Annotated in this window: 18 protein-coding genes; 7 read left to right on the forward strand and 11 right to left on the reverse strand. The window is 72.7% G+C overall.

Features of this window, described 5'->3' with window-relative positions; genetic code table 11:
- Nucleotides 1-3: 3 nt before the first annotated feature.
- The 3 genes from ACZ7LY_RS06850 to ACZ7LY_RS06860 form a co-directional block, all read right to left on the reverse strand.
- Nucleotides 4-1866: a glycosyl hydrolase family 18 protein gene (locus ACZ7LY_RS06850; RefSeq protein WP_471623447.1), complete on the reverse strand. Its 1863-nt coding sequence runs from the start codon at nucleotides 1864-1866 to the stop codon at nucleotides 4-6.
- A 204-nt stretch (nucleotides 1867-2070) separates the two neighbouring features.
- Nucleotides 2071-2715, reverse strand: coding sequence for a response regulator (locus ACZ7LY_RS06855; RefSeq protein WP_471623448.1), 645 nt, complete (start codon nucleotides 2713-2715; stop codon nucleotides 2071-2073).
- Nucleotides 2712-4019 carry a sensor histidine kinase gene (locus tag ACZ7LY_RS06860; protein ID WP_471623449.1) on the reverse strand — a complete coding sequence of 436 codons (1308 nt, stop codon included), beginning with the start codon at nucleotides 4017-4019 and terminating at the stop codon, nucleotides 2712-2714. Before ACZ7LY_RS06860 ends, ACZ7LY_RS06855 begins: the two co-directional genes overlap by 4 nt.
- Nucleotides 4020-4181: 162 nt before the next feature.
- Between ACZ7LY_RS06860 and ACZ7LY_RS06865 the strand changes: the two genes are divergently transcribed.
- Nucleotides 4182-4736: a hypothetical protein gene (locus tag ACZ7LY_RS06865; protein ID WP_471623450.1), complete on the forward strand. Its 555-nt coding sequence runs from the start codon at nucleotides 4182-4184 to the stop codon at nucleotides 4734-4736.
- A 68-nt stretch (nucleotides 4737-4804) separates the two neighbouring features.
- Here the strand turns inward: ACZ7LY_RS06865 and ACZ7LY_RS06870 are convergent, their stop codons facing one another.
- Genes ACZ7LY_RS06870 through ACZ7LY_RS06880 form a run of 3 tightly spaced genes read right to left on the reverse strand, consistent with a single transcriptional unit; the run spans nucleotide 4805 to nucleotide 7003 of the window.
- Nucleotides 4805-5377, reverse strand: a complete 573-nt coding sequence (locus ACZ7LY_RS06870; protein WP_471623451.1) for a cob(I)yrinic acid a,c-diamide adenosyltransferase — start codon at nucleotides 5375-5377, stop codon at nucleotides 4805-4807.
- Nucleotides 5378-5390: 13 nt separating this feature from the next.
- Entirely contained in the window at nucleotides 5391-6164 is a 774-nt protein-coding gene (locus ACZ7LY_RS06875) for an ABC transporter permease (protein ID WP_471623452.1), read from the reverse strand.
- A gap of 56 nt (nucleotides 6165-6220) precedes the next feature.
- Nucleotides 6221-7003 (reverse strand): ABC transporter ATP-binding protein, encoded by a 783-nt coding sequence (locus tag ACZ7LY_RS06880; protein WP_471623453.1) that lies wholly within the window; start codon nucleotides 7001-7003, stop codon nucleotides 6221-6223.
- A gap of 83 nt (nucleotides 7004-7086) precedes the next feature.
- Here ACZ7LY_RS06880 and ACZ7LY_RS06885 point away from each other — a divergent pair, with 83 nt between their 5' ends.
- The 4 genes from ACZ7LY_RS06885 (at nucleotide 7087) to ACZ7LY_RS06900 (ending at nucleotide 12310) form a co-directional block, all read left to right on the forward strand.
- Nucleotides 7087-7725, forward strand: a complete 639-nt coding sequence (locus ACZ7LY_RS06885) for a TetR/AcrR family transcriptional regulator (RefSeq protein WP_471623454.1) — start codon at nucleotides 7087-7089, stop codon at nucleotides 7723-7725.
- Nucleotides 7726-7918: 193 nt separating this feature from the next.
- A complete protein-coding gene (locus tag ACZ7LY_RS06890) occupies nucleotides 7919-8770 on the forward strand; it encodes a 3-hydroxyacyl-CoA dehydrogenase family protein (protein ID WP_471623455.1) in 852 nt (283 codons plus the stop codon).
- A gap of 248 nt (nucleotides 8771-9018) precedes the next feature.
- Entirely contained in the window at nucleotides 9019-9342 is a 324-nt protein-coding gene (locus ACZ7LY_RS06895) for an STAS domain-containing protein (protein WP_471623456.1), read from the forward strand.
- A gap of 238 nt (nucleotides 9343-9580) precedes the next feature.
- Nucleotides 9581-12310 carry an ATP-binding protein gene (locus ACZ7LY_RS06900; protein WP_471623457.1) on the forward strand — a complete coding sequence of 910 codons (2730 nt, stop codon included), beginning with the start codon at nucleotides 9581-9583 and terminating at the stop codon, nucleotides 12308-12310.
- 120 nt (nucleotides 12311-12430) lie between these two features.
- Here ACZ7LY_RS06900 and nucS read toward each other — a convergent pair whose 3' ends face one another.
- Nucleotides 12431-13102 (reverse strand): endonuclease NucS, encoded by a 672-nt coding sequence (gene nucS, locus ACZ7LY_RS06905; RefSeq protein WP_471623458.1) that lies wholly within the window; start codon nucleotides 13100-13102, stop codon nucleotides 12431-12433.
- Between the two features lie 240 nt (nucleotides 13103-13342).
- Here nucS and ACZ7LY_RS06910 point away from each other — a divergent pair, with 240 nt between their 5' ends.
- On the forward strand, nucleotides 13343-13735 hold the full coding sequence (locus ACZ7LY_RS06910) for an SCO5389 family protein (RefSeq protein ID WP_471623459.1): 393 nt from the start codon (nucleotides 13343-13345) through the stop codon (nucleotides 13733-13735).
- A gap of 107 nt (nucleotides 13736-13842) precedes the next feature.
- Here the strand turns inward: ACZ7LY_RS06910 and ACZ7LY_RS06915 are convergent, their stop codons facing one another.
- The gene (locus ACZ7LY_RS06915; protein ID WP_471623460.1) at nucleotides 13843-14877 is read right to left on the reverse strand and encodes an LLM class flavin-dependent oxidoreductase; all 1035 of its coding nucleotides are present in this window, start codon (nucleotides 14875-14877) and stop codon (nucleotides 13843-13845) included.
- Nucleotides 14878-15086: 209 nt separating this feature from the next.
- Between ACZ7LY_RS06915 and ACZ7LY_RS06920 the strand changes: the two genes are divergently transcribed.
- Complete coding sequence (locus ACZ7LY_RS06920) at nucleotides 15087-15413, forward strand: ATP/GTP-binding protein (RefSeq protein WP_471623461.1); 327 nt, start codon at nucleotides 15087-15089, stop codon at nucleotides 15411-15413.
- Between the two features lie 16 nt (nucleotides 15414-15429).
- Here the strand turns inward: ACZ7LY_RS06920 and ACZ7LY_RS06925 are convergent, their stop codons facing one another.
- The 3 genes from ACZ7LY_RS06925 to ACZ7LY_RS06935 form a co-directional block, all read right to left on the reverse strand.
- Entirely contained in the window at nucleotides 15430-16278 is an 849-nt protein-coding gene (locus tag ACZ7LY_RS06925) for an ABC transporter permease (RefSeq protein ID WP_471623462.1), read from the reverse strand.
- Complete coding sequence (locus ACZ7LY_RS06930) at nucleotides 16275-17564, reverse strand: ABC transporter ATP-binding protein (protein ID WP_471623463.1); 1290 nt, start codon at nucleotides 17562-17564, stop codon at nucleotides 16275-16277. The genes ACZ7LY_RS06925 and ACZ7LY_RS06930 overlap by 4 nt, the downstream gene beginning before the upstream one ends.
- 184 nt (nucleotides 17565-17748) lie before the next feature.
- Complete coding sequence (locus ACZ7LY_RS06935; RefSeq protein WP_471623464.1) at nucleotides 17749-18516, reverse strand: ABC transporter permease; 768 nt, start codon at nucleotides 18514-18516, stop codon at nucleotides 17749-17751.
- Nucleotide 18517 lies beyond the last annotated feature (1 nt).

Below are 18517 nucleotides of genomic sequence, written 5' to 3' on the forward strand. Positions count from 1 at the left end.
AGGCTACTTCAGGCTGGAGTCGATCGCGGAGACCAGCTCCCCATTACTCGTGTCGCCCGAGAACTCCCAGAAGAACGCCCCGCCGAGCCCCTGCCCCTTGGCCCAGCTCATCTTCGACCCGATGGTCGCGGGCGTGTCGTAGGACCACCAGTCGGAACCGCAGTACGCGTACGCCGTCCCGGCCACCGTCCCGTTCGACGGGCACTTCGTCTTGAGGACCTTGTAGTCCTCGATGCCCTGCTCGTACGTACCGGCCGCCGGCCCCGTCGCCGTGCCGCCCGGCTCCTTCTGCGTGACGCCGGTCCAGCCGCGCCCGTAGAAGCCGATGCCGAGCAGCAGCTTGGACGCGGGCACGCCCTGCGCCTTGAGCTTGGCGATGGCGTCCGCGGAGTCGAAGCCCTGCTGCGGGATGCCGGTGTACGAGGTCAGCGGGGAGTGCGGGGCCGTCGGACCCTTGGCGTCCCAGGCGCCGAAGAAGTCGTACGTCATGACGTTGTACCAGTCGAGGGACTGGGCCGCGCCCGCGTAGTCGTTCTTCTCGATCTTGCCGCCGGCCGAGGCGTCCGCGGTGATCGCGGCGGTGACGAGGTTGTTCGAGCCGAACTTGGCGCGCAGCGCGGTCGTCAGCTTCTTCAGCGCGTCCTGCCCGGAGGTGTCACAGGACAGGCCGCAGGCGTTGGGGTACTCCCAGTCGATGTCGATGCCGTCGAAGACATCGGCCCAGCGCGGGTCCTCGACCAGCTTGTAGCAGGAGTCGGCGAACGCCGCCGGGTTCTGCGCGGCCTGGCCGAAGCCGCCGGACCAGGTCCAGCCGCCGAAGGACCACAGGATCTTCAGGTTCGGGTGCTTGGCCTTGAGCTGGCGCAGCTGGTTGAACGCGCCGCGCAGCGGCTGGTCCCACGTGTCGGCCTGCCCCGAGACGGAGTTGGCCGCGGTGTACGCCATGTCCGTGTCGGCGTAGGAGTCGCCCATCGTGCACTGGCCGTTCTGCACGTTGCCGAAGGCGTAGTTGATGTGGGTGACCTTGGCGGCGGACCCGGAGGTCTCCAGGTTCTTCGGGAAGTACTGGCGGCCGTAGACGCCCCAGTCGGTGAAGTACCCCATCTTGACCTTGCCGCCGGTGCCCGGGTTGCCGGGGTCGGTGCCGCCGCCCGTCGTGTGGACCTTGACGGAGCCGGAGACCGGGCCGGTCTGGTCGGCGGTGTCGCGGGCCTGCACGGAGTAGGAGTAGTCGGTGCCGGCGGTCAGACCGGTGTCGGTGTACGAGGTGCCGGTGACGGTGGCGACCTTCGCGCCGTCGCGCAGGACGTCGTAGTTCTTGACGCCCTTGTCGTCGGTGGCGGCCGTCCAGGCGAGCTTCACGGAGGTGTCGGTGACACCGGACGCGGTCGGGGTGCCGGGTGCGGAGGGTGCCGCGTCGCCGGGTACGTCACCGCCGTCGCAGGAGGCGCCGTTGAGCTTGCAGCCCGTGGGGGCGCCGGAGCCCGAGCCGTTGAACCCGAAGGAGACCGAGGCGCCGGGGGCGAGCGACCCGTTCCACGAGAGGTTCTTCGCGGTCCAGTGGTCGGCGGAGTTGGTGACGGTGGCGTCCCAGGCCGAGGTGACCTTGGTGCCGGCCGGGAAGTCCCACTCGACGGTCCACGAACTGACCGCGGTGGTACCGGAGTTCTTGATCGTCCACTTGCCCTCGAAGCCGTTGCCCCAGTCCTGGGTCTTGGCGTACGTGGCGGTGACGGCGGTCGCCGCGGTGGCCGCCTGGGAGGGGGTGGCGAGGCCGACGAGAGCGGCGGCGGGCAGCACGAGCGTGGCCAGGCCCGCTGTAGCTCTGTGCCGAAGCCGTTTGCGGGGTACGTCGGTTGAGCGCATGAGGTGCTCCTCGGGTGTTCCGGGGTCCTTGATGGGGGGTGGAACCCTGCGACGCCCGTGAGCACGTGGGGAGGGTGCTGTGCTCACCGCAGTGCGGCGAGAATAGAAAGGTCTGGACCAGCGGTCAAGGTCTAAACCAATTATCGGTTTCGGCCAACCTCCGCCGCGCCTCCCTCTTCCGGCGGGTCCGCGCCCGCGCGCCCGTCACATCCCCAACTCCTGTGCCAGCACCGCCGCTTGTACCCGGCTGCGCAGCTCCAACTTGCCGAGCAGGCGGCTGACGTGCGTCTTCACCGTCGCCTCCGCCATGTCCAGCCGCTCGGCGATCTCCGCGTTGGACAGGCCCCGCCCCAGGCAGCCGAGGACCTCCCGCTCACGGCGCGTCAGCTCCGCGAGGCCCGCCGGGGGCTCTCCCGCGACCGGTCTGCGCGGGCCCGCCGCGAACTCCGTGATCAGCTTCCGCGTCACCGCCGGGGCGATCAGGCCCTCGCCGCCCGCCACCGTCCGCACGGCCTCGATCAGATCCCGCGCCTCCGTGTTCTTCAGGAGGAACCCGGCCGCGCCCGCGCGCAGCGCCCCGAAGACGTACTCGTCCAGGTCGAACGTGGTCAGCACCAGCACATCCGCCAGCCCCTCCGCCACGATCGCGCGGGTGGCCGAAACCCCGTCCAGGCGGGGCATCTGGACGTCCATCAGCACGAGGTCCGGGCGCAGTTCGCGGGCGAGCGCCACCGCACGCTCGCCGTCCTCCGCCTCCCCGACGACCTCGATGTCCGGGGCGCTGCCCAGGATGAGGACGAGTCCCGCCCGTACGGCCCGCTGATCCTCTGCCACCAGTACGCGGATCACCGTGCATCCCCCTCGGTCCGCTCGCTGTGCTCTGTCCGCTCCGTCCGCGCTCTGCGCTCGTCCTGCCGCTCTGCGCGCCCGGCGGCCTGCCGCCGCCCGGTGGCGTCGGCGCCGGCCAGCGGCAGCGCGGCCCGCACCCGCCAGAGGCTCTCACCGCCGGGTATGCGGTCCTCGGCGGGGCCCGCGGCGAACTCCCCGCCGAGCAGCGCCGCCCGCTCCCGCATCCCGACGAGCCCGGCGCCCGAGCCAGGAGCGCGCGGGCCCTCATGCGTCCCGGCGGGGCTCGTGACCTCCACCTCGACGCGGTCGGCCGAGCGGTCGACGGTGACCGTGACCCGGCCGGGCGCCGCGTGCTTGAGCGCGTTCGTCAAGGACTCCTGCACGATGCGGTACGCGGCCAGCTCCACCGGCGCCGGCAGCTCCGCCAGGGCGCCGGAGGTCTTCAGATCGACGTCCAGACCATTGGCGCGGGCGCCCGCGACGAGCGCGCCGAGCCCTTCGAGGGTGGGCGCGGCGACCGGCTCCGCGTCCCCTCCCGCGTCCCGCAGCAGTCCGATCAGGCGGCGCATCTCGGCCAGCCCGTCCACACTGTTCTCCCGGATGGTCTCCAGGGCCGTGCGGGTGGTCGCCGCGTCGTCCAGGGAGAGCGCGGCGGTGGAGTGGATGGCGATGGCCGACAGATGGTTGGCGACCATGTCGTGCAGCTCGCGGGCCATCCGGGCGCGCTCGGCCGTCACCGCCTGCACGCGGTCCATCTCGGCGAGCAGCGCGGTCTGCTCGGCCCGCAGCCGCTCGGCGGCGGCCCGCTCCCGGTGCCCGCGCACCAGCAGCCCGGTCGCGGCGGGCGCGAAGGTGACGAGACCCAGCGCCACCCCGATCAGGATCGCCTCGGACCGCTGCCACCAGGCCAGGAAGCCCAGCGTCACCCCCACGGTCACCAGTCCCGAGACCACCGGGAGCCGGCGGGCGGTGGCGGCGCCGCCGTACAGGGCCGCCGCGTACATCAGGTCCGTGTACATCAGGAGCGTGGCGAGACTGCCCGGGGTGAACTGGTCGGCGACCAGGGCCAGCGTGCCGAGGATCGCCGCGCCACCCGGACGGGTCCTGCGCAGCAGCTCAAGGCCCGCCATCAGCGCCAGCGGCAGCAGCACCCAGGCCCCGCCGAGCGGACGCCCGCCGTTCATCGGGAGGCCGATGCCCCACAGGGCCAGGCCGCCCAGCAGTCCGACCGCGGCGATCCTGACGTCGTCGCGGTGCGGGCGGAGCGGGGCGAGGCGGGTGCCTGCCCCGGTGAAGAGGCGCATGCCCCCATCCAACACGCGGGCGCCGGGCCGGGCACGGACCCCGGGGTGGACCTTCTCCGAGGGCCCGCTACATCGAAAGATGCAGTCCATCCTCGTCATCGGCGACGACGCCCCGGGCCGGTGCGGGCGACAGGCTGGAGACGGGAACGAGAGGAGCCCGCCGTGATCGTCACGCTGATCGTCGCCTGCGAGATCGCCTTCTGGGTGCTGCTCGCCGCCGGTCTCGCCCTGCGCTACTGGGCGCGGATGCCCCGGGCGAGCGTCGCGGTGCTGCTGTGCGAGCCGCTGCTGGAGATCGTGCTGTTCGTGGTGACCGCCGTCGACTTGAAGAACGGCGCGGAGCCCGACTGGAAGCACGGCCTGGCCGCCGTCTACATCGGCTTCTCGCTGGCGCTCGGCCGCTCCACCATCGCCTGGGTCGACGTCCGCGTCGCGCACCGCTTCGCCGGCGGCCCGCCGCCCTCGGCGCCCAAGTACGGCAAGGCCCGCGCGGTCCACGAGTGGAAGACCGCCGCCCGCTGGACGCTGGCCTCACTCATCGCCATCGGCCTGCTCCAAGCCGCCGTCCTGTACGTCGGCGACCCGGCCCGCACGGGCTCGCTGGTCGCCTGGCAGCAGCGGATGCTGTTCGTCATCGCGCTCAACATCGTCATCGCCGTCAGCTACACGGTCTTCCCCAAGAAGGCGCCCGCGCCCCTGACCAGGGAATGCGGGTGACTTCGGAGCGCGGGTGGCATCGGAGCGCGGGTGATGTCAAGGCGCGGGTGACATGGCCGACGCGCCCGCTAGCGCTCGCCGCCCGGCACCCAGAGCACGTCGCCGGTGGCCTTGTTCGCCGTACGGGCCAGGATGAACAGCAGGTCCGAGAGGCGGTTCAGGTACGTCGCCGTGAGTGGGTTCATCGTGTCGCCGTGGACGTCGAGCGCCGCCCACGTCGAGCGCTCGGCGCGGCGGACCACCGTGCACGCCTGGTGCAGCAGGGCCGCGCCCGGAGTGCCGCCCGGCAGGATGAACGAGCGCAGCTTCTCCAGCTCGCCGTTGAACCGGTCGCAGTCCGCCTCCAGCTTGTCCACGTAGAACTGCTCGACGCGCAGCGGCGGGTACTCCGGGTCCTCGACGACCGGCGTGGCGAGGTCGGCGCCCACGTCGAACAGGTCGTTCTGCACGCGCGTGAGGACCGTCACCACCTCCTCGTCGAGCCCGCCGAGGGCGATCGCCGTGCCGATGACGGCGTTGGCCTCGTTGGCGTCCGCGTACGCCGAGATCCGCAGATCGGTCTTGGCGGTGCGGCTCATGTCGCCGAGGGCGGTGGTGCCCTTGTCTCCGGTACGGGTGTAGATGCGCGTCAGATTGACCATGCGGCCAGCGTAGTTAGGCCGCCGCCCGCCGGAAGCCGCGTGTGCCCAGTGTCACGGAGAGCGCCGCGAGGGCGACGGCGACCAGGACCCCGTACAGCATGTGCGCCGTCGCGTAGTGGCCCACGTACGCGTCCCGCATCGCGTCGACGAGATAGCGCAGCGGCATGACGTGCGAGAGGACGTCCAGCCATCCGGGGGCCAGCGCCATCGGGAGCATCAGGCCGGACAGCAGCATCGACGGCATGGTCACGGAGTTGACGACCGGGCCGAACGCGTGGGGCGTGTCCACCCGCAGGGCCAGCGCGTACGACAAGGACGCCATGGCCACCGTGAGCAGCACGACGAAGCCGAAGCCGACGAGGACGCCCGCGAGCGGCGCGCGCAGCCCCATCGCCAGCGCGACCAGGACCAGCAGCACCGCCTGGAAGAGGAACAGGGCGGTGTCGCGCAGGACCCGGCCGAGCAGCAGCGCGAGCCGGCTGACCGGGGTGACGCGCAGCCGCTCCACCACGCCGTGGTTCTTCTCCAGGATGATCCCGAACCCGCAGAACGCGGCGCCGAACAGGGCGAGCTGGAGCAGCAGCCCGGGGACGAGGACCTGCCAGGAACTGCCCGCGCGCCCGAGCGGCAGCCGCGTCAGCAGCGGCCCGAAGAACAGTAGGTACAGCAGCGGCATGAGGATGCCGAACAGGATCTGGAAGCGGGAGCGGAGCGTCTGGCGCGCGTAGCGGCCGAAGACGAGCCCGATGTCGGAACAGGTCGCGGAGAAGGCCGCCGGGAAGGTCACGGGGGAGGTCGAGGGGAGGGGCGAGGGGGAGGCCGAGGGGGAGGTCCGCATGCTGTTCACACCGCCACCGGGGTCGCGTCGGCGGGCACGGGGCCGCGCCCGGTGATCGCCAGGAAGGCGTCCTGGAGCGTCGCGTCGAGCGAGCCGCCGTACGCCAGTTTCAGAGCGCCCGGTGTGCCCTCGGCGGCGACGACGCCCTTGTCCACGACGACGATCCGGTCCGCGAGCGCGTCCGCCTCGTCGAGGTAGTGCGTGGTGAGGAAGACGGTCGTGCCGTGCTCGTCGCGCAGCCGGCGCACCAGCGCCCACAGGTCGGCGCGGCTGCCCGGGTCGAGCCCGGTCGTCGGCTCGTCGAGGAAGAGGACGACGGGCCGGTGCGCGAGGCCGAGCGCGATGTCCAGGCGCCGCCGCTGACCGCCGGACAGGGCGCCCGACGGCCGGTCGAGGAGGGCGGCGAGCCCGAGGTCGTGCGCCAACTCCTCCGCACGCTGAGCGGCCTGACGCCTGGTCATGCGGTGCAGCCGGCCCTGGGTGACCAGCTCCTCGCGTACGGAGATGCCCGGATCGACCCCGCCGGACTGGGCGACGTAGCCGACCGCGCGGCGCACGCCCGCCGGGTCGCCGGCCAGGTCGTGGCCCGCGACGGTGGCCGCGCCGCCGGTGGGCGCGAGGAGCGTGGTGAGCATGCGCAGGGTCGTGGTCTTGCCCGCCCCGTTCGGCCCGAGGAAGCCGAGGATCTCGCCGCTGCCGACGCGCAGGTCGATGCCGCGGACCGCCTCGACGGGCCCGCGGGGCGTGGAGAAGGTCCGGGCGAGGCCGGACGCGCTGATGACTGCCATGCGGCACAGAAAAACAGAGTCACTGAAATTTTGCAACGTCTCCAAAATTTCAGTCAGGTCAGAACCCGAGTAGGCTCGACGGCATGGCAGAAGGGCTCAGGGAGCGGAAGAAGCGCCAGACCAGGCAGTACATCTCCGATGTCGCCACGGGGCTGTTCGTCGAGCGGGGCTTCGACGCGGTGACGGTCGCGGAGATCGCGGACGCGGCGAACGTGTCGGTCAACACCGTCTACAACTACTTCCCGGCCAAGGAGGACCTCTTCCTCGACCGTTCCAAGGGCGTCGTCGACCGCATGTCGCGCTGGGTGCGCGGGCGGGCGGCGGGGGAGTCCGCCGCCGCGGCCGTCCTGCGCGAACTGCGCGAGGAGGTCGAGACGGTCTCGCCGCGCGTCGGACTGATGACGGGCTACAGCGACTTCATGCGCGTCATCCAGGACGCCCCCGCCCTGCGTTCGCGCCTGTGGGCGATCCAGCAGGAGGTCCACGACGACCTCACCGCCACCCTGCGCGAGCAGACCGGCGCGGACCCGGACGACCCCCTGCCCGAACTCGTCGCGGGCCAGATCGCCTGGGCGCACCAGACCGTCATGGCCGGCATCGGCCGCCGCATGCTCGCCGGAGCCACCCCCGCCGAGGCGTCCCGCGAGATGCTCGACGTGCTCGACGACATCGAGGAGCTGCTGAGCGAGAAGGTGCTCAAGTACGCCGTACGGGACGCCTGATGACTGCCCGTTGATCGATCACTGGCCCGTCCCGGTGTGATGTCCGTCATTCGAGACGTGACGCGCATCTCTATGCGTCCCGATGACCTTCCCCGGGCGCTAAGGTCCGCAAAAGAGCAACGTGAACAGTGGTCGAGCGGTACGCGGGTCAGTGGTACGCGGGTACGCGGGTTAGCGGTTAGGGGAGTCGCACGTGGCAGGGAAGCTCGCCGTCATCGGAGCCGGTCTCATGGGATCGGGCATCGCCCAGGTCTCCGCGCAGGCGGGTTGGGACGTCGTCCTGCGCGACGTCACCGACGAAGCCCTCGAGCGCGGCACGGACGGCATCAAGAAGTCGTACGACAAGTTCGTGAGCAAGGGGAAGCTGGCCGAGGCGGACGCCGCGGCGGCCCTCGGCCGCATCACCACCACCACCGACCTCGACGCGGTCGCCGACGCGGACATCGTCGTCGAGGCCGTCTTCGAGAAGCTCGACGTCAAGCACGAGATCTTCCGCGCGCTCGACAAGATCGTGCGCGAGGACGCCGTGCTCGCGTCGAACACCTCCGCGATCCCGATCACCAAGATCGCCGCCGTGACCGAGCGCCCCGAGCGCGTGGTCGGCGCGCACTTCTTCTCGCCGGTGCCGATGATGCAGCTCTGTGAGCTGGTCCGCGGCTACAAGACGAGCGACGAAACGCTCGCCACCACGCGGGAGTTCGCCGAGTCGGTCGGCAAGACCTGCATCGTCGTCAACCGTGACGTGGCCGGCTTCGTGACCACCCGGCTCATCTCCGCCCTCGTCGTCGAGGCCGCGAAGCTGTACGAGTCGGGCATCGCCACCGCCGAGGACATCGACATCGCCTGCAAGCTGGGCTTCGGCCACGCCATGGGCCCGCTGGCCACGGCCGACCTGACCGGCGTCGACATCCTGCTGCACGCCACGAGCAACATCTACACCGAGTCCCAGGACGAGAAGTTCGCGCCGCCGGAGCTGATGCGCCGGATGGTGGACGCCGGGGACATCGGACGCAAGAGCGGGCAAGGGTTCTACAAGCACGACTGAACGGCTGACGCCACGTCACCCCTCAGGGTGAATTAGGTATCGGTTCGCTCACAGACGGCAACTTCTGGCCGCCTCGGCCAGTCAGTTCTAGTGACACAACCAGTCCCAGTGGCACATCCCGTCCCAGGGCGCACCCGCGTACACCTGCACCCGTCCGCCCGCCCGGACGACCCACATCACCCACATCACCTACATCACCGACATCACATGGACCACTCTCGTCTCCATTGATCGCACGGGGAGCGCATATGCACATCAGGGGCGACCACGCCGAGCTGGTCGTCGGGGGCCGCCTCGACGTCCGCAGCGCGGCGGACGCCCGTACGGTCCTGCACACGGCCGTCGACGACGGCTTCGGTGACTTGGTGCTCGACCTGTCCGAACTCGACTCCTGGGACGCGACAGGACTCGGCGTCATCATGGGCGCCCACCGCCGCGCGGGCCGCTGCGGACGCCGGCTCGTGCTGCGTGGCGTCCCGCCCCAGATGCAGCGGCTCCTGGTCGCCACGCGGCTGCATCGCATCCTGGCCATCGAGGGCGGCATCGGCCTCGAATCGCTGCCCCGCGTCTGACCGGCCACGCCGCGGCGCGAATCATTTCGTTACCGTGGGAAGCGCTGCAATCCTCATGAGACTGTGACGTCTCGGGCGGCGCGGGACCCCGGCCGTTCGGCAATACTGGGCGAGGTCTAGGGTTCGGTCGCCCGCGGTATGACGAACCCGCCGCGCGGGCACCGGACCAGAAGCGACAGCGCAGTGTGCACAGGCCGGGAGGGGCAGCGGCACACCACGCTTTTGGGGGGCTTTCACCATGGACCCGATGAACCGGGGACCGCACGATTTCGGCCATGACCGGCGCCACGACCGGCACGACGGACCGGCCGGCGACACGGACCGCGCCGACCAGCCGCACCCCGCCGCGGGCCCCACCCCGGCCGGCGGCCCCCGCGCGCCCCGAGGCGGCCCCGCCGCGCCCGAACTGGGCCAGAGCGCGCCCGCCCCCGCCCGCACCGCCCAGGTCGTCTCCGGCGACTTCCTGCTCACCGTCAACCCCGTCGACGGCAGCGAGATCGAGCCCTGCCCGCCCGCCGAGCACCCCGGCGCCCCCGCCAAGCACACCGCCGCCGAGCGCGCCGGCATCGCCCGCGCCGCCCGGCCCCCGCAGCCCGCGGGCCCCGCGCTGCCGAGGCTCCCGCTGCTGGAGCGCCAGGACGAACGGGAACGGCTCGTACGGTCCCTCGCGCGCGGCCGTTCCGTACGGCTCACCGGCTCCCCGGGCTCGGGACGCACCGCGCTGCTCGACCAGGTCGCCGAGGACTGTCTCGACCTCGCGCCCGACGGCGTGATCCGGCTCAACGGCTACCGCCGCACCGCCACCGACCTCCTGTACGACCTGTTCGCCGCCGTCCACAAGGCGCCCGGGCACCGGCCCGACCGCGCCCTGCTGCGCGAACTCGTCCACGAGATCGGCGCCGTCGTCATCCTCGACGACACCGAACTCGGCGGCGCCGCCCTCGACGAACTCCTCGACGCCACGCCCGAATGCGCCTACCTGCTCGCCGCGACGCCCGAGGTGCCCGCGCCCTCGGTGGACGCGCTGATCGAGGACGTACCGCTCGGCGGGCTCGGCCGGGGCGCCTGTCTGGAGCTGCTGGAGCGCGCCGTCGGCCGGGTGCTGACCGACGACGAGGCCCAGTGGGCGGCCGACCTCTGGTTCGAGTCCGAGGGCCTGCCCCTGCGCTTCGCCCAGGCCGGCGCCCTGCTGCGCCAGCGCGACCAGCTCCGGGCCGACCCCAGCGTCTTCGACGCCCACGGCTACGAGCCCGCCGCCCCCGCCGACGCGCCCTTCGAGCCCGCCGACGACGTACCGCTGCCCACCCTCGCCGAGGGCGCCGCGCCCGCCGCGCTGCTCGCCTCCCGGCTCAGCCCGTCCGCCCGCGCCACCCTGCGCTTCGGTGTCGCCCTCGGCGGCGAGATCCCGCACCAGGCGCACCTGCCCGCACTCGTCGGCGACACCCACGCCGACGCCGCCCTCGCCGAACTGGTCGCCTGCGCGCTCGTCACCGCCGTCGGCGCCCGGTACCGCCTCGCGGCGAACGTGCAGACGCAGTTGGAGGCCGCCGGGTACGCCGCCGACCTCACCGGGCACGCCACCACCGCCGCCCGGCACTACGCCTGGTGGGCCGCCCACCCCTCGGTCGGGCCCGAGCGGGTCGCCGCCGAGGCCGACGCGCTGCTCGCCGCGCTCACCGTCCTCGTCCCCGCCACCGCGCCCGGCACCGACGAGGAGGGCCCCGCCGCCGTCGAACTGGCCCGCGCCGCCGCGCCCGCCTTCGCCGCCGCCCTCGCCTGGAGCTCCTGGGAGCGGGCCCTGCGCGCCGGACAGGAGGCCGCACGGCTCGCCGGTGACGTGGCCGAAGAGGCGTACTTCCACCACGAGTTGGGCATCCTGGCGCTGCTCGGCGGGCAGTTCGACCGGGCCCGCGCCGAGCTGGAGTCCTCCATCGGACTGCGCGGCGCTCTCGCCGACAAGCGCGGCACCATCGCGGGCCGGCGCGCCCTCGCCCTGGTCGCGGACCGCTCCGGCACCGCCCTGCCCGGCGTCCGCCCCGCCACCGCGACCCCGGACGCGCCCGCCGCCCCCGCGCCGGTCTCCTCGTACGAGGGTCCGTATCCGCCGCCCACCGGGGCGCCCGTGGCCGCGTCCCCGTACCGGCCCGCCGCCGCGTACCCGGCGCCCGCCGCCTACCCGGCCCCCGCCGCGCCCGCCGACCCTGACGGCGTCACCACCGCCGAGGTGCCGGCCGTCCCGGCGACCCTGAAGACGCCCAGGACCGGCCCGGGCGCCGGGGCCGCGCGGACCGCCCCGACCGTCATCGGCGGCGCCTCCGCGAGCACGGCCGCCGCGGGCAGGAGCGGCGGCAAGGGCCCCTCGCGGGCCGCCGTCACCCGGGGCACCCGGCGTAACCTCGTCGCGGCCGGCGCGGGCGCCCTCCTCGTCGCCGTCCTCGGCACGGTCGTCACCCTCGGCGCGACCTCGGACAACGACGACCCGTCCTCCGACAAGGTCGGCACGCACCCCTCGGCGACCGCGGGGGAGAGCGGCGGCGACACGGGCGCCGACTCCGCCGAGGACGGCGCCGCCGGCGGTTCCACCTCGGCGCCCTCCGGCACGGGCGCCGACGGGGTCCTCGGCACCGCCGACGACCCCTCGCCGTCCACGAGCGACAGCGGGGAGCCCTCGCAGAGCCCCTCCGGTTCCTCCTCGCCCGACGACCCGACGCCCTCGACGAGCACCTCGCCGTCGAAGTCGCCGACGCGGCCGACCAGCAGGCCGCCGTCGTCCCGGCCGCCCACGTCCCGCCCGCCGACGACCCCGCCGCCCAGTTCCACCCCGCCGGACCCGTCGACGCCCCCGCCGACCGAGCCCAGCGACCCGGGCACCTCCGACACCGCCCGCAGCCCCATCGCGGGCACGCCCAGCGCGGCCGGCTCCCCGAGCGAGGCCGCCGCGTCGGACAGCGGCGGGCCCGTCATCTGACCCCGTACGGCACGCGAAGGGCCCCGGACCGCATGTGGTCCGGGGCCCTTCGTTCGCGTACGGCGTTGTTCGCGTACGGGGTCGAGGCGGGCGCAGCCGCTTCTCCCGTACGGGGCGGGGTCAGAACAGGCGGAGCTTGTCGTCCTCGATGCCGCGCAGCGCGTTGTAGTCGAGGACCGTGCAGCCGATGCCCCGGTCGGTGGCGAGGACGCGGGCCTGCGGCTTGATCTCCTGCGCGGCGAACACCCCGCGCACCGGAGCCAGATGCGGGTCGCGGTTCAACAGCTCCAGATAGCGCGTCAGTTGCTCCACGCCGTCGATCTCGCCGCGCCGCTTGATCTCCACGGCGACGGTCTGCCCCTCGGCGTCCCGGCACAGGATGTCGACCGGGCCGATCGCCGTCATGTACTCGCGCCGGATCAGCGTGTAGCCCTCGCCGAGCGTCTCGATACGGTCGGCGAGCAGCTCCTGGAGGTGCGCTTCCACGCCGTCCTTGATGAGACCGGGGTCCACACCGAGTTCGTGCGAGGAGTCGTGGAGGATCTCCTCCATCGTGATGATCAGTTTCTCGCCCGCCTTGTTGATCACGGTCCACACGCCCGCGTCGTCGCCGCTGCCCTCCTTGAGGGTGCACGGCGGCGACATCCAGTTGAGGGGCTTGTAGGCACGGTCGTCCGCGTGGATGGAGACGCTGCCGTCCGCCTTCACGAGGATAAGGCGGGGGGCCGAGGGGAGATGGGCGGTGAGCCTGCCCGCGTAGTCCACGGAGCAGCGGGCGATGACGAGACGCATGGTCGGCAACGCTACTTCACACCCCCGGTCCGACGCACTTCGCCCCGGTAATGCCGAGTTCGTTATTGGCCGGTTGTGTGCGAACCGTGCGCGCTACGCCCTGTTGCCGCCCGGACACGTTGCATACCGTAGAAGCAGGAGGTCGCGGCGCGTGCACGCTGCGTGTCTGCTCGACCTGCGCGTCCGTCCTCCCGGCCTGTCCGTCAACCCCCGCTCCCCGGGGGTGCGAGAGGAGTACCCATGTCGCTCGACGTCTCACCGGCTCTGTTGGAACAGGCCGAGCGAGGCGAGGTCGACGACGATCAATTCGTCGACTGCGTCCGGACCTCCCTGCCCTACGCGTGGGAGATGATCAGCTCCCTGGTGGCCCGACTGAAGGTGGACGGCGGAGAGTTCGCCGACAACCTGACGCCGCCGCCGGACGAGCAGGCGCGCGGCCAACTGCTGCGCGCCCTTGCGAGCGATGCGATACGCGGCGCGCTGCAGCGGCACTTCGGTGTGCGCCTGGCGTTCCAGAACTGCCACCGGGTCGCGGTCTTCCCGCTCGACCCGGCGGTGGACGACACGCTGGCCCGCTTCACCTCGGCCCGCAACCAGTTGCTCAACCAGTCGCCCGAACTGCGCGACTGCTGACGGCTGTTGCCGCGCTCCGGACCGCCTGCCACCCGTACGCGGGAGGTGCTTCTGTACGGGGAGGCAGGCGCCCGGCGCCGACTCCTCGCCGGGTCGGAACAGCCGGGTCAGGCCAGCCGGGGCAGCACGTCGGCGCCGAGCCTGCGCACGTTCTCCTCGGTGGCCGCCAGGTCGCCCGAGCCCTCCGCGAGCAGCGCGAACCGCGTGATGCCGGTGCGCTCGGCGGTGGCGGCGAGCCGGTCCGCGCACTGCCGCGGCGTGCCCACGGGATGCAGCCGGCACAGCAACTCCGTGTACGCGTACGGGTCGCGCATCGAGCGCGGCCGCCCGTCGACCGTCACATGGGCGTCCAGGCCCTGCTTGAGCCAGCCCGGCATGGCCTTCAGCAGTGTCTCCGCCGCCTGCGGGCCCCGGTCGGCGACCTGCGCGACGCCCGCCGACACATGCGGCGCCGCGAGGATCTCGTCGCCGTCGCGGCCCGCTTCCCGGGCGCAGCGCCGCCACATGCCGATCATCTCGGCCTTCTCCTCGTCGCCCACGTGCATGCCGAGCAGCATCGGCAGGCCGCGCGCCGCCGCCAGCCGCACGGTCTTCGGCGACGTACAGGCCACGACGACCTCCGGGCCCGCCGGGTCGGTGCCGCCTATCGCCTCCGCCGGGCGCGGCACCACCGGCACCGGACGGAACGCGAACCGGCCGCCGGGCCCCTCCACCTCCGCGTCACGCAGCCAGCGCAGCAGCAGGTCGAGCGCGTCGGGGAAGCCCGTCTCGTACGCGGCGAGGCCCGCGCCGAACACCTCCAGGTCCACCCAGGGCCCGCCGCGCCCCACCCCGAGCGTGAACCGGCCGCCGGACGTCAGATGCAGCAGCGCCGCCTGCTCGCCGAGGGCCACCGGATGCGCCGTCGGCAGCACGCTCACCGCCGTCCCCACGCGCAGTCTGCGGGTGCGCCCGAGCAGCAGCGCCGCCAGCGTCACCGCCGAGGGGCAGGTCCCGTACGGCACGAAGTGGTGCTCGGCGAGCCACACGGAGTCCAGGCCGGCCTCCTCGGCGGCCTCGGCCGACCGCACCGCCCGGTGCAGCGCCTCCCCCTGGCCCTGGCCGGGGAACTGGGCGGCCAGTACAAACGTTCCTACGCGCATCGCAATCCTTGCCTTCCTTGGCGCCGACGCGGGCACTCCCCCTGAGGGCAATAACGGCTGACAAGTGCCAAGGGCACGGCCTGGCGGGAAGATTGGCAGATTGTCCGGAGAGTCCGCTGGGGGCGCGGGTGTTGACGACCGCCGGGTACCCGTCCCGGCGCGGCGTACGCTGGACTCCTGCCCCGTACAGACACCCCGTGAGGTGAGCCGTGTCCCCGCGTCGCAACCGCCCCAAGGCCGGCGGATCGTTCAGCAGCAGCGAGGACGCGGGGAGGCGCTACGGCGGGTTCCAGTCCAGCGAGAGCTGGCAGGGCGAGGAGTGGAGCGTACGGCACGTCGCGGGGGCGAGCGCCGCGGGCAAGACCTACCGCTGCCCGGGCTGCGACCAGGAGATCGCCTCCGGCGTCGCGCATGTCGTGGCGTGGCCGGAGTACGGGGGCGTGGACGACCGGCGCCACTGGCACAAGGCCTGCTGGAACGCGAAGGACCGCCGCACCACGAAGGTGCAGCGGTCCCGTAACGCACCGCGCTACTGAGGAGCCGTACGGCGCCTCACACGTCCCGGCTGTTGAGCACGGCGAAGGCGGCGCCGAGCGCGACGGCCGTGACCAGGCCGATGATCCACAGCGGGTCCCAGCCCGCCGGGCCGGAGTCCCCGCCGCCGACGGAGTCGCCGTAGAGCGCGGCGAGCTGGCTCGGGACCGAGTACTCGAACAGGGCCTTCTGGAGCCCGCGCAGGGACTCGGCGAACATGAACATGGCCAGCACCAGCGGCAGCAGCACCAGGCCGATCATGATGGTGATCGCACCCGCCGAGTGCCGCACGAGCGTGCCGACCGCGAGCCCGAGCAGCCCGAGCAGCGCCACGACGAGGCCGACCCCGACGGTGCCCCGGAACCACATCGAGCCGCTCGGCGAGCCGACGCCGACGATTCCCACCTGGAGCGCGCCGACCACCGCGGAGACGACCGTCACCAGCACGAAGACCAGCGCGAAGAAGACGATGGCCTTGGCGGTGAGCACCCGGCTGCGGCTGGAGCAGGCCGTCATCGTCGTACGGATCATGCCCGTGCCGTACTCGGAGCCGATCGTCAGGACGCCGAGCGTGATCACGCAGATGCTGCCGAGCAGGACGCCGAAGAAGCCGAGGCTCAGGACGTCGTCACCGCCCATGCCGAGGTTGTCGGCGGTGGCGACGATCGCGGCGGACCCGAGGCCGAGCCCGACCATGAGCGCGACCATCACGCCGAGCGTCCACATGGTGGAGCGCACGGTACGGATCTTCGTCCACTCCGAGCGCAGCGCGTCCGCCAGTGTGGCGCGGCGCACCGGGATGGGGGAGTGGTAACCGGCTCCGGGCAGGCCCGCCGGCGGGGCGTAGGACGGGGGCGGCGTGCTCATCGGGTGGTGTCCTTGTCGGTGGTCGGGGCGGCGGGCGGCGCGGCCGGGGGCTGGACGGGGGCCTGCGACGGCTGCGGGGCCTGAGACTGCGGCTGCGCGGCCGGGGCGTGCGCCTGCGGCTGGGGCTGGGGCGCCTGCGGGGGAGCGGCGTACGGGTTCGCGCCGGCCGGCAGCGGCGCCTGGCCGGGCTGGCCGGGCTGGCCGTGCTGACCCGGGGCCGGCGCGAACGGGCCGCCCGGCGCCTGCGGGTGCTGCTGTCCGGGCGGCGGCGGGGCGTACCAGCCCGGCTGCCCCTGGCCCGGCACCGGCATCTGCTGCGGCGGCGCCATGCCCGGCCCCGGCGGCGGCTGGAACCCCGCCAGCTGGTCGGCGGTCGAGCGGTAGTCCACGGCGCCCTGCGTCATCCGCATGTACGCCTCCTCCAGCGACGCCCGGTGCGGCGACAGCTCCCACAGCCGCACGTCCGCGTCGTGCGCGAGGTCGCTGATCCGGGGCAGCGCGAGGCCCGTCACCCGCAGCGCGCCGTCCGGCTCGGGCAGCACCTGGCCGCCCGCCTCGGTCAGCGTGGCGCTCAGCTTCTCGCGCTGCTGCGGCTCGCTGTCCGGGGTGCGTACGCGCGCGAAGTCCGCGGAGTTCTGCGAGATGAAGTCCGTGACGGACATGTCCGCGAGCAGCTGGCCGCGCCCGATCACGATCAGGTGCTCGGCCGTCAGCGCCATCTCGCTCATCAGGTGCGAGGAGACGAAGACCGTACGGCCCTCGGCGGCAAGCGTCTTCATCAGGTTCCGCACCCAGAGGATGCCCTCGGGGTCCAGGCCGTTGACCGGCTCGTCGAAGAGGAGGACCTGCGGGTCGCCGAGGAGCGCCGCCGCGATGCCGAGCCGCTGCCCCATGCCGAGCGAGAAGCCCTTGGAGCGCCGCTTCGCCACGTCCTGGAGGCCGACGACACCGAGCACCTCGTCGACGCGGCGGGCCGGGATGCCGGCGAGCTGCGCCAGACACAGCAGGTGGTTGCGGGCGGCCCGGCCGCCGTGCATGGCCTTGGCGTCCAGCAGCGCGCCCACCTGGCGCGGAGCGTTCGGCAGCTTGGCGTACGGGTAGCCGCCGATGGTCACGTGGCCGGACGTCGGCTGGTCGAGGCCGAGGATCATGCGCATCGTGGTCGACTTGCCCGACCCGTTCGGCCCGAGGAAGCCCGTGACGGTGCCCGGCCGTACCTGGAAGGAAAGGTTGTACACGGCCGTCTTCGCGCCGTAGCGCTTCGTCAGGCCGACTGCCTCGATCATTCTCCGCACCCATCGGAAGTTCTGAACGTATCGACACGGTTCAGGACGTCGGGGCACACGCCCCCGTAAGGGTTAGGAGGGTATCCGAGCGCTGACGGTTCCGGCCAAGAGAAAGTAAAGAGTGCGGGTCGCTCCGGGGGAGCGGCCTGGGCCCCGCGCCCCCGGCGCTTCTCGGTCCGCCGCCCTACGCGTCCCGCTTCTTCAGCAGCACGTATCCGCCGATGAGCGCCGCCGCCACCCACGCGAGCAGGACGCAGAGCCCGCCCCACGGGCCGTAGGGGGCGTCGCTGCCCGCGTCCACGACCTGCATGATCCGCAGGCCGGCCTGGTCGGGGAAGTACTGGGCGACCTTCTTCGTCGCCGAGACGCTGCCGAGGATCGGGGAGACGAGGAAGAAGAACGGCATGAGGATGCCGAGCGAGAGCATCGGCGAGCGCAGCATCGTGGAGACGCCCATGGAGAACATCGCCAGGAGCGTCATGTACACGGCGGCGCCGATGACCGCCCGCAGCACGTTCGTCGCGCCCAGCGTCGTGCTGTGGTCGCCCAGCATGAGCTGCCCGAGGAAGAACGCGGCGAAGCTCGTCACGAGGGCGGCGGCGAGCGCGAGCACGGCGGCGACCGCGACCTTGGAGAACAGGAACGTGGCCCGCTGCGGGACCGCCGCGAGCGAGGTGCGGATCATGCCCGTGCTGTACTCGCCGGACACCACCAGCACCCCGAAGACGACCATCGCCAACTGCCCGAGCGTCAGCCCGGAGAACGAGATGAACGTCGGGTCGAAGGTGAGCCGCTGCTCCGCCGACATGTGCTTGAACTCGTTGTTGGACAGCGCGCTGACCAGCATGCCGAGCCCGACCGAGACCACCACGGCCAGGCCGAGCGTGAGCGGCGTCGAGTTCACCGACCGGATCTTGGTCCACTCGGACCGCAGGACCTGTGCCGCGGGCATC

The sequence above is a fragment of the Streptomyces sp. NPDC107550 genome, assembly GCF_055639095.1.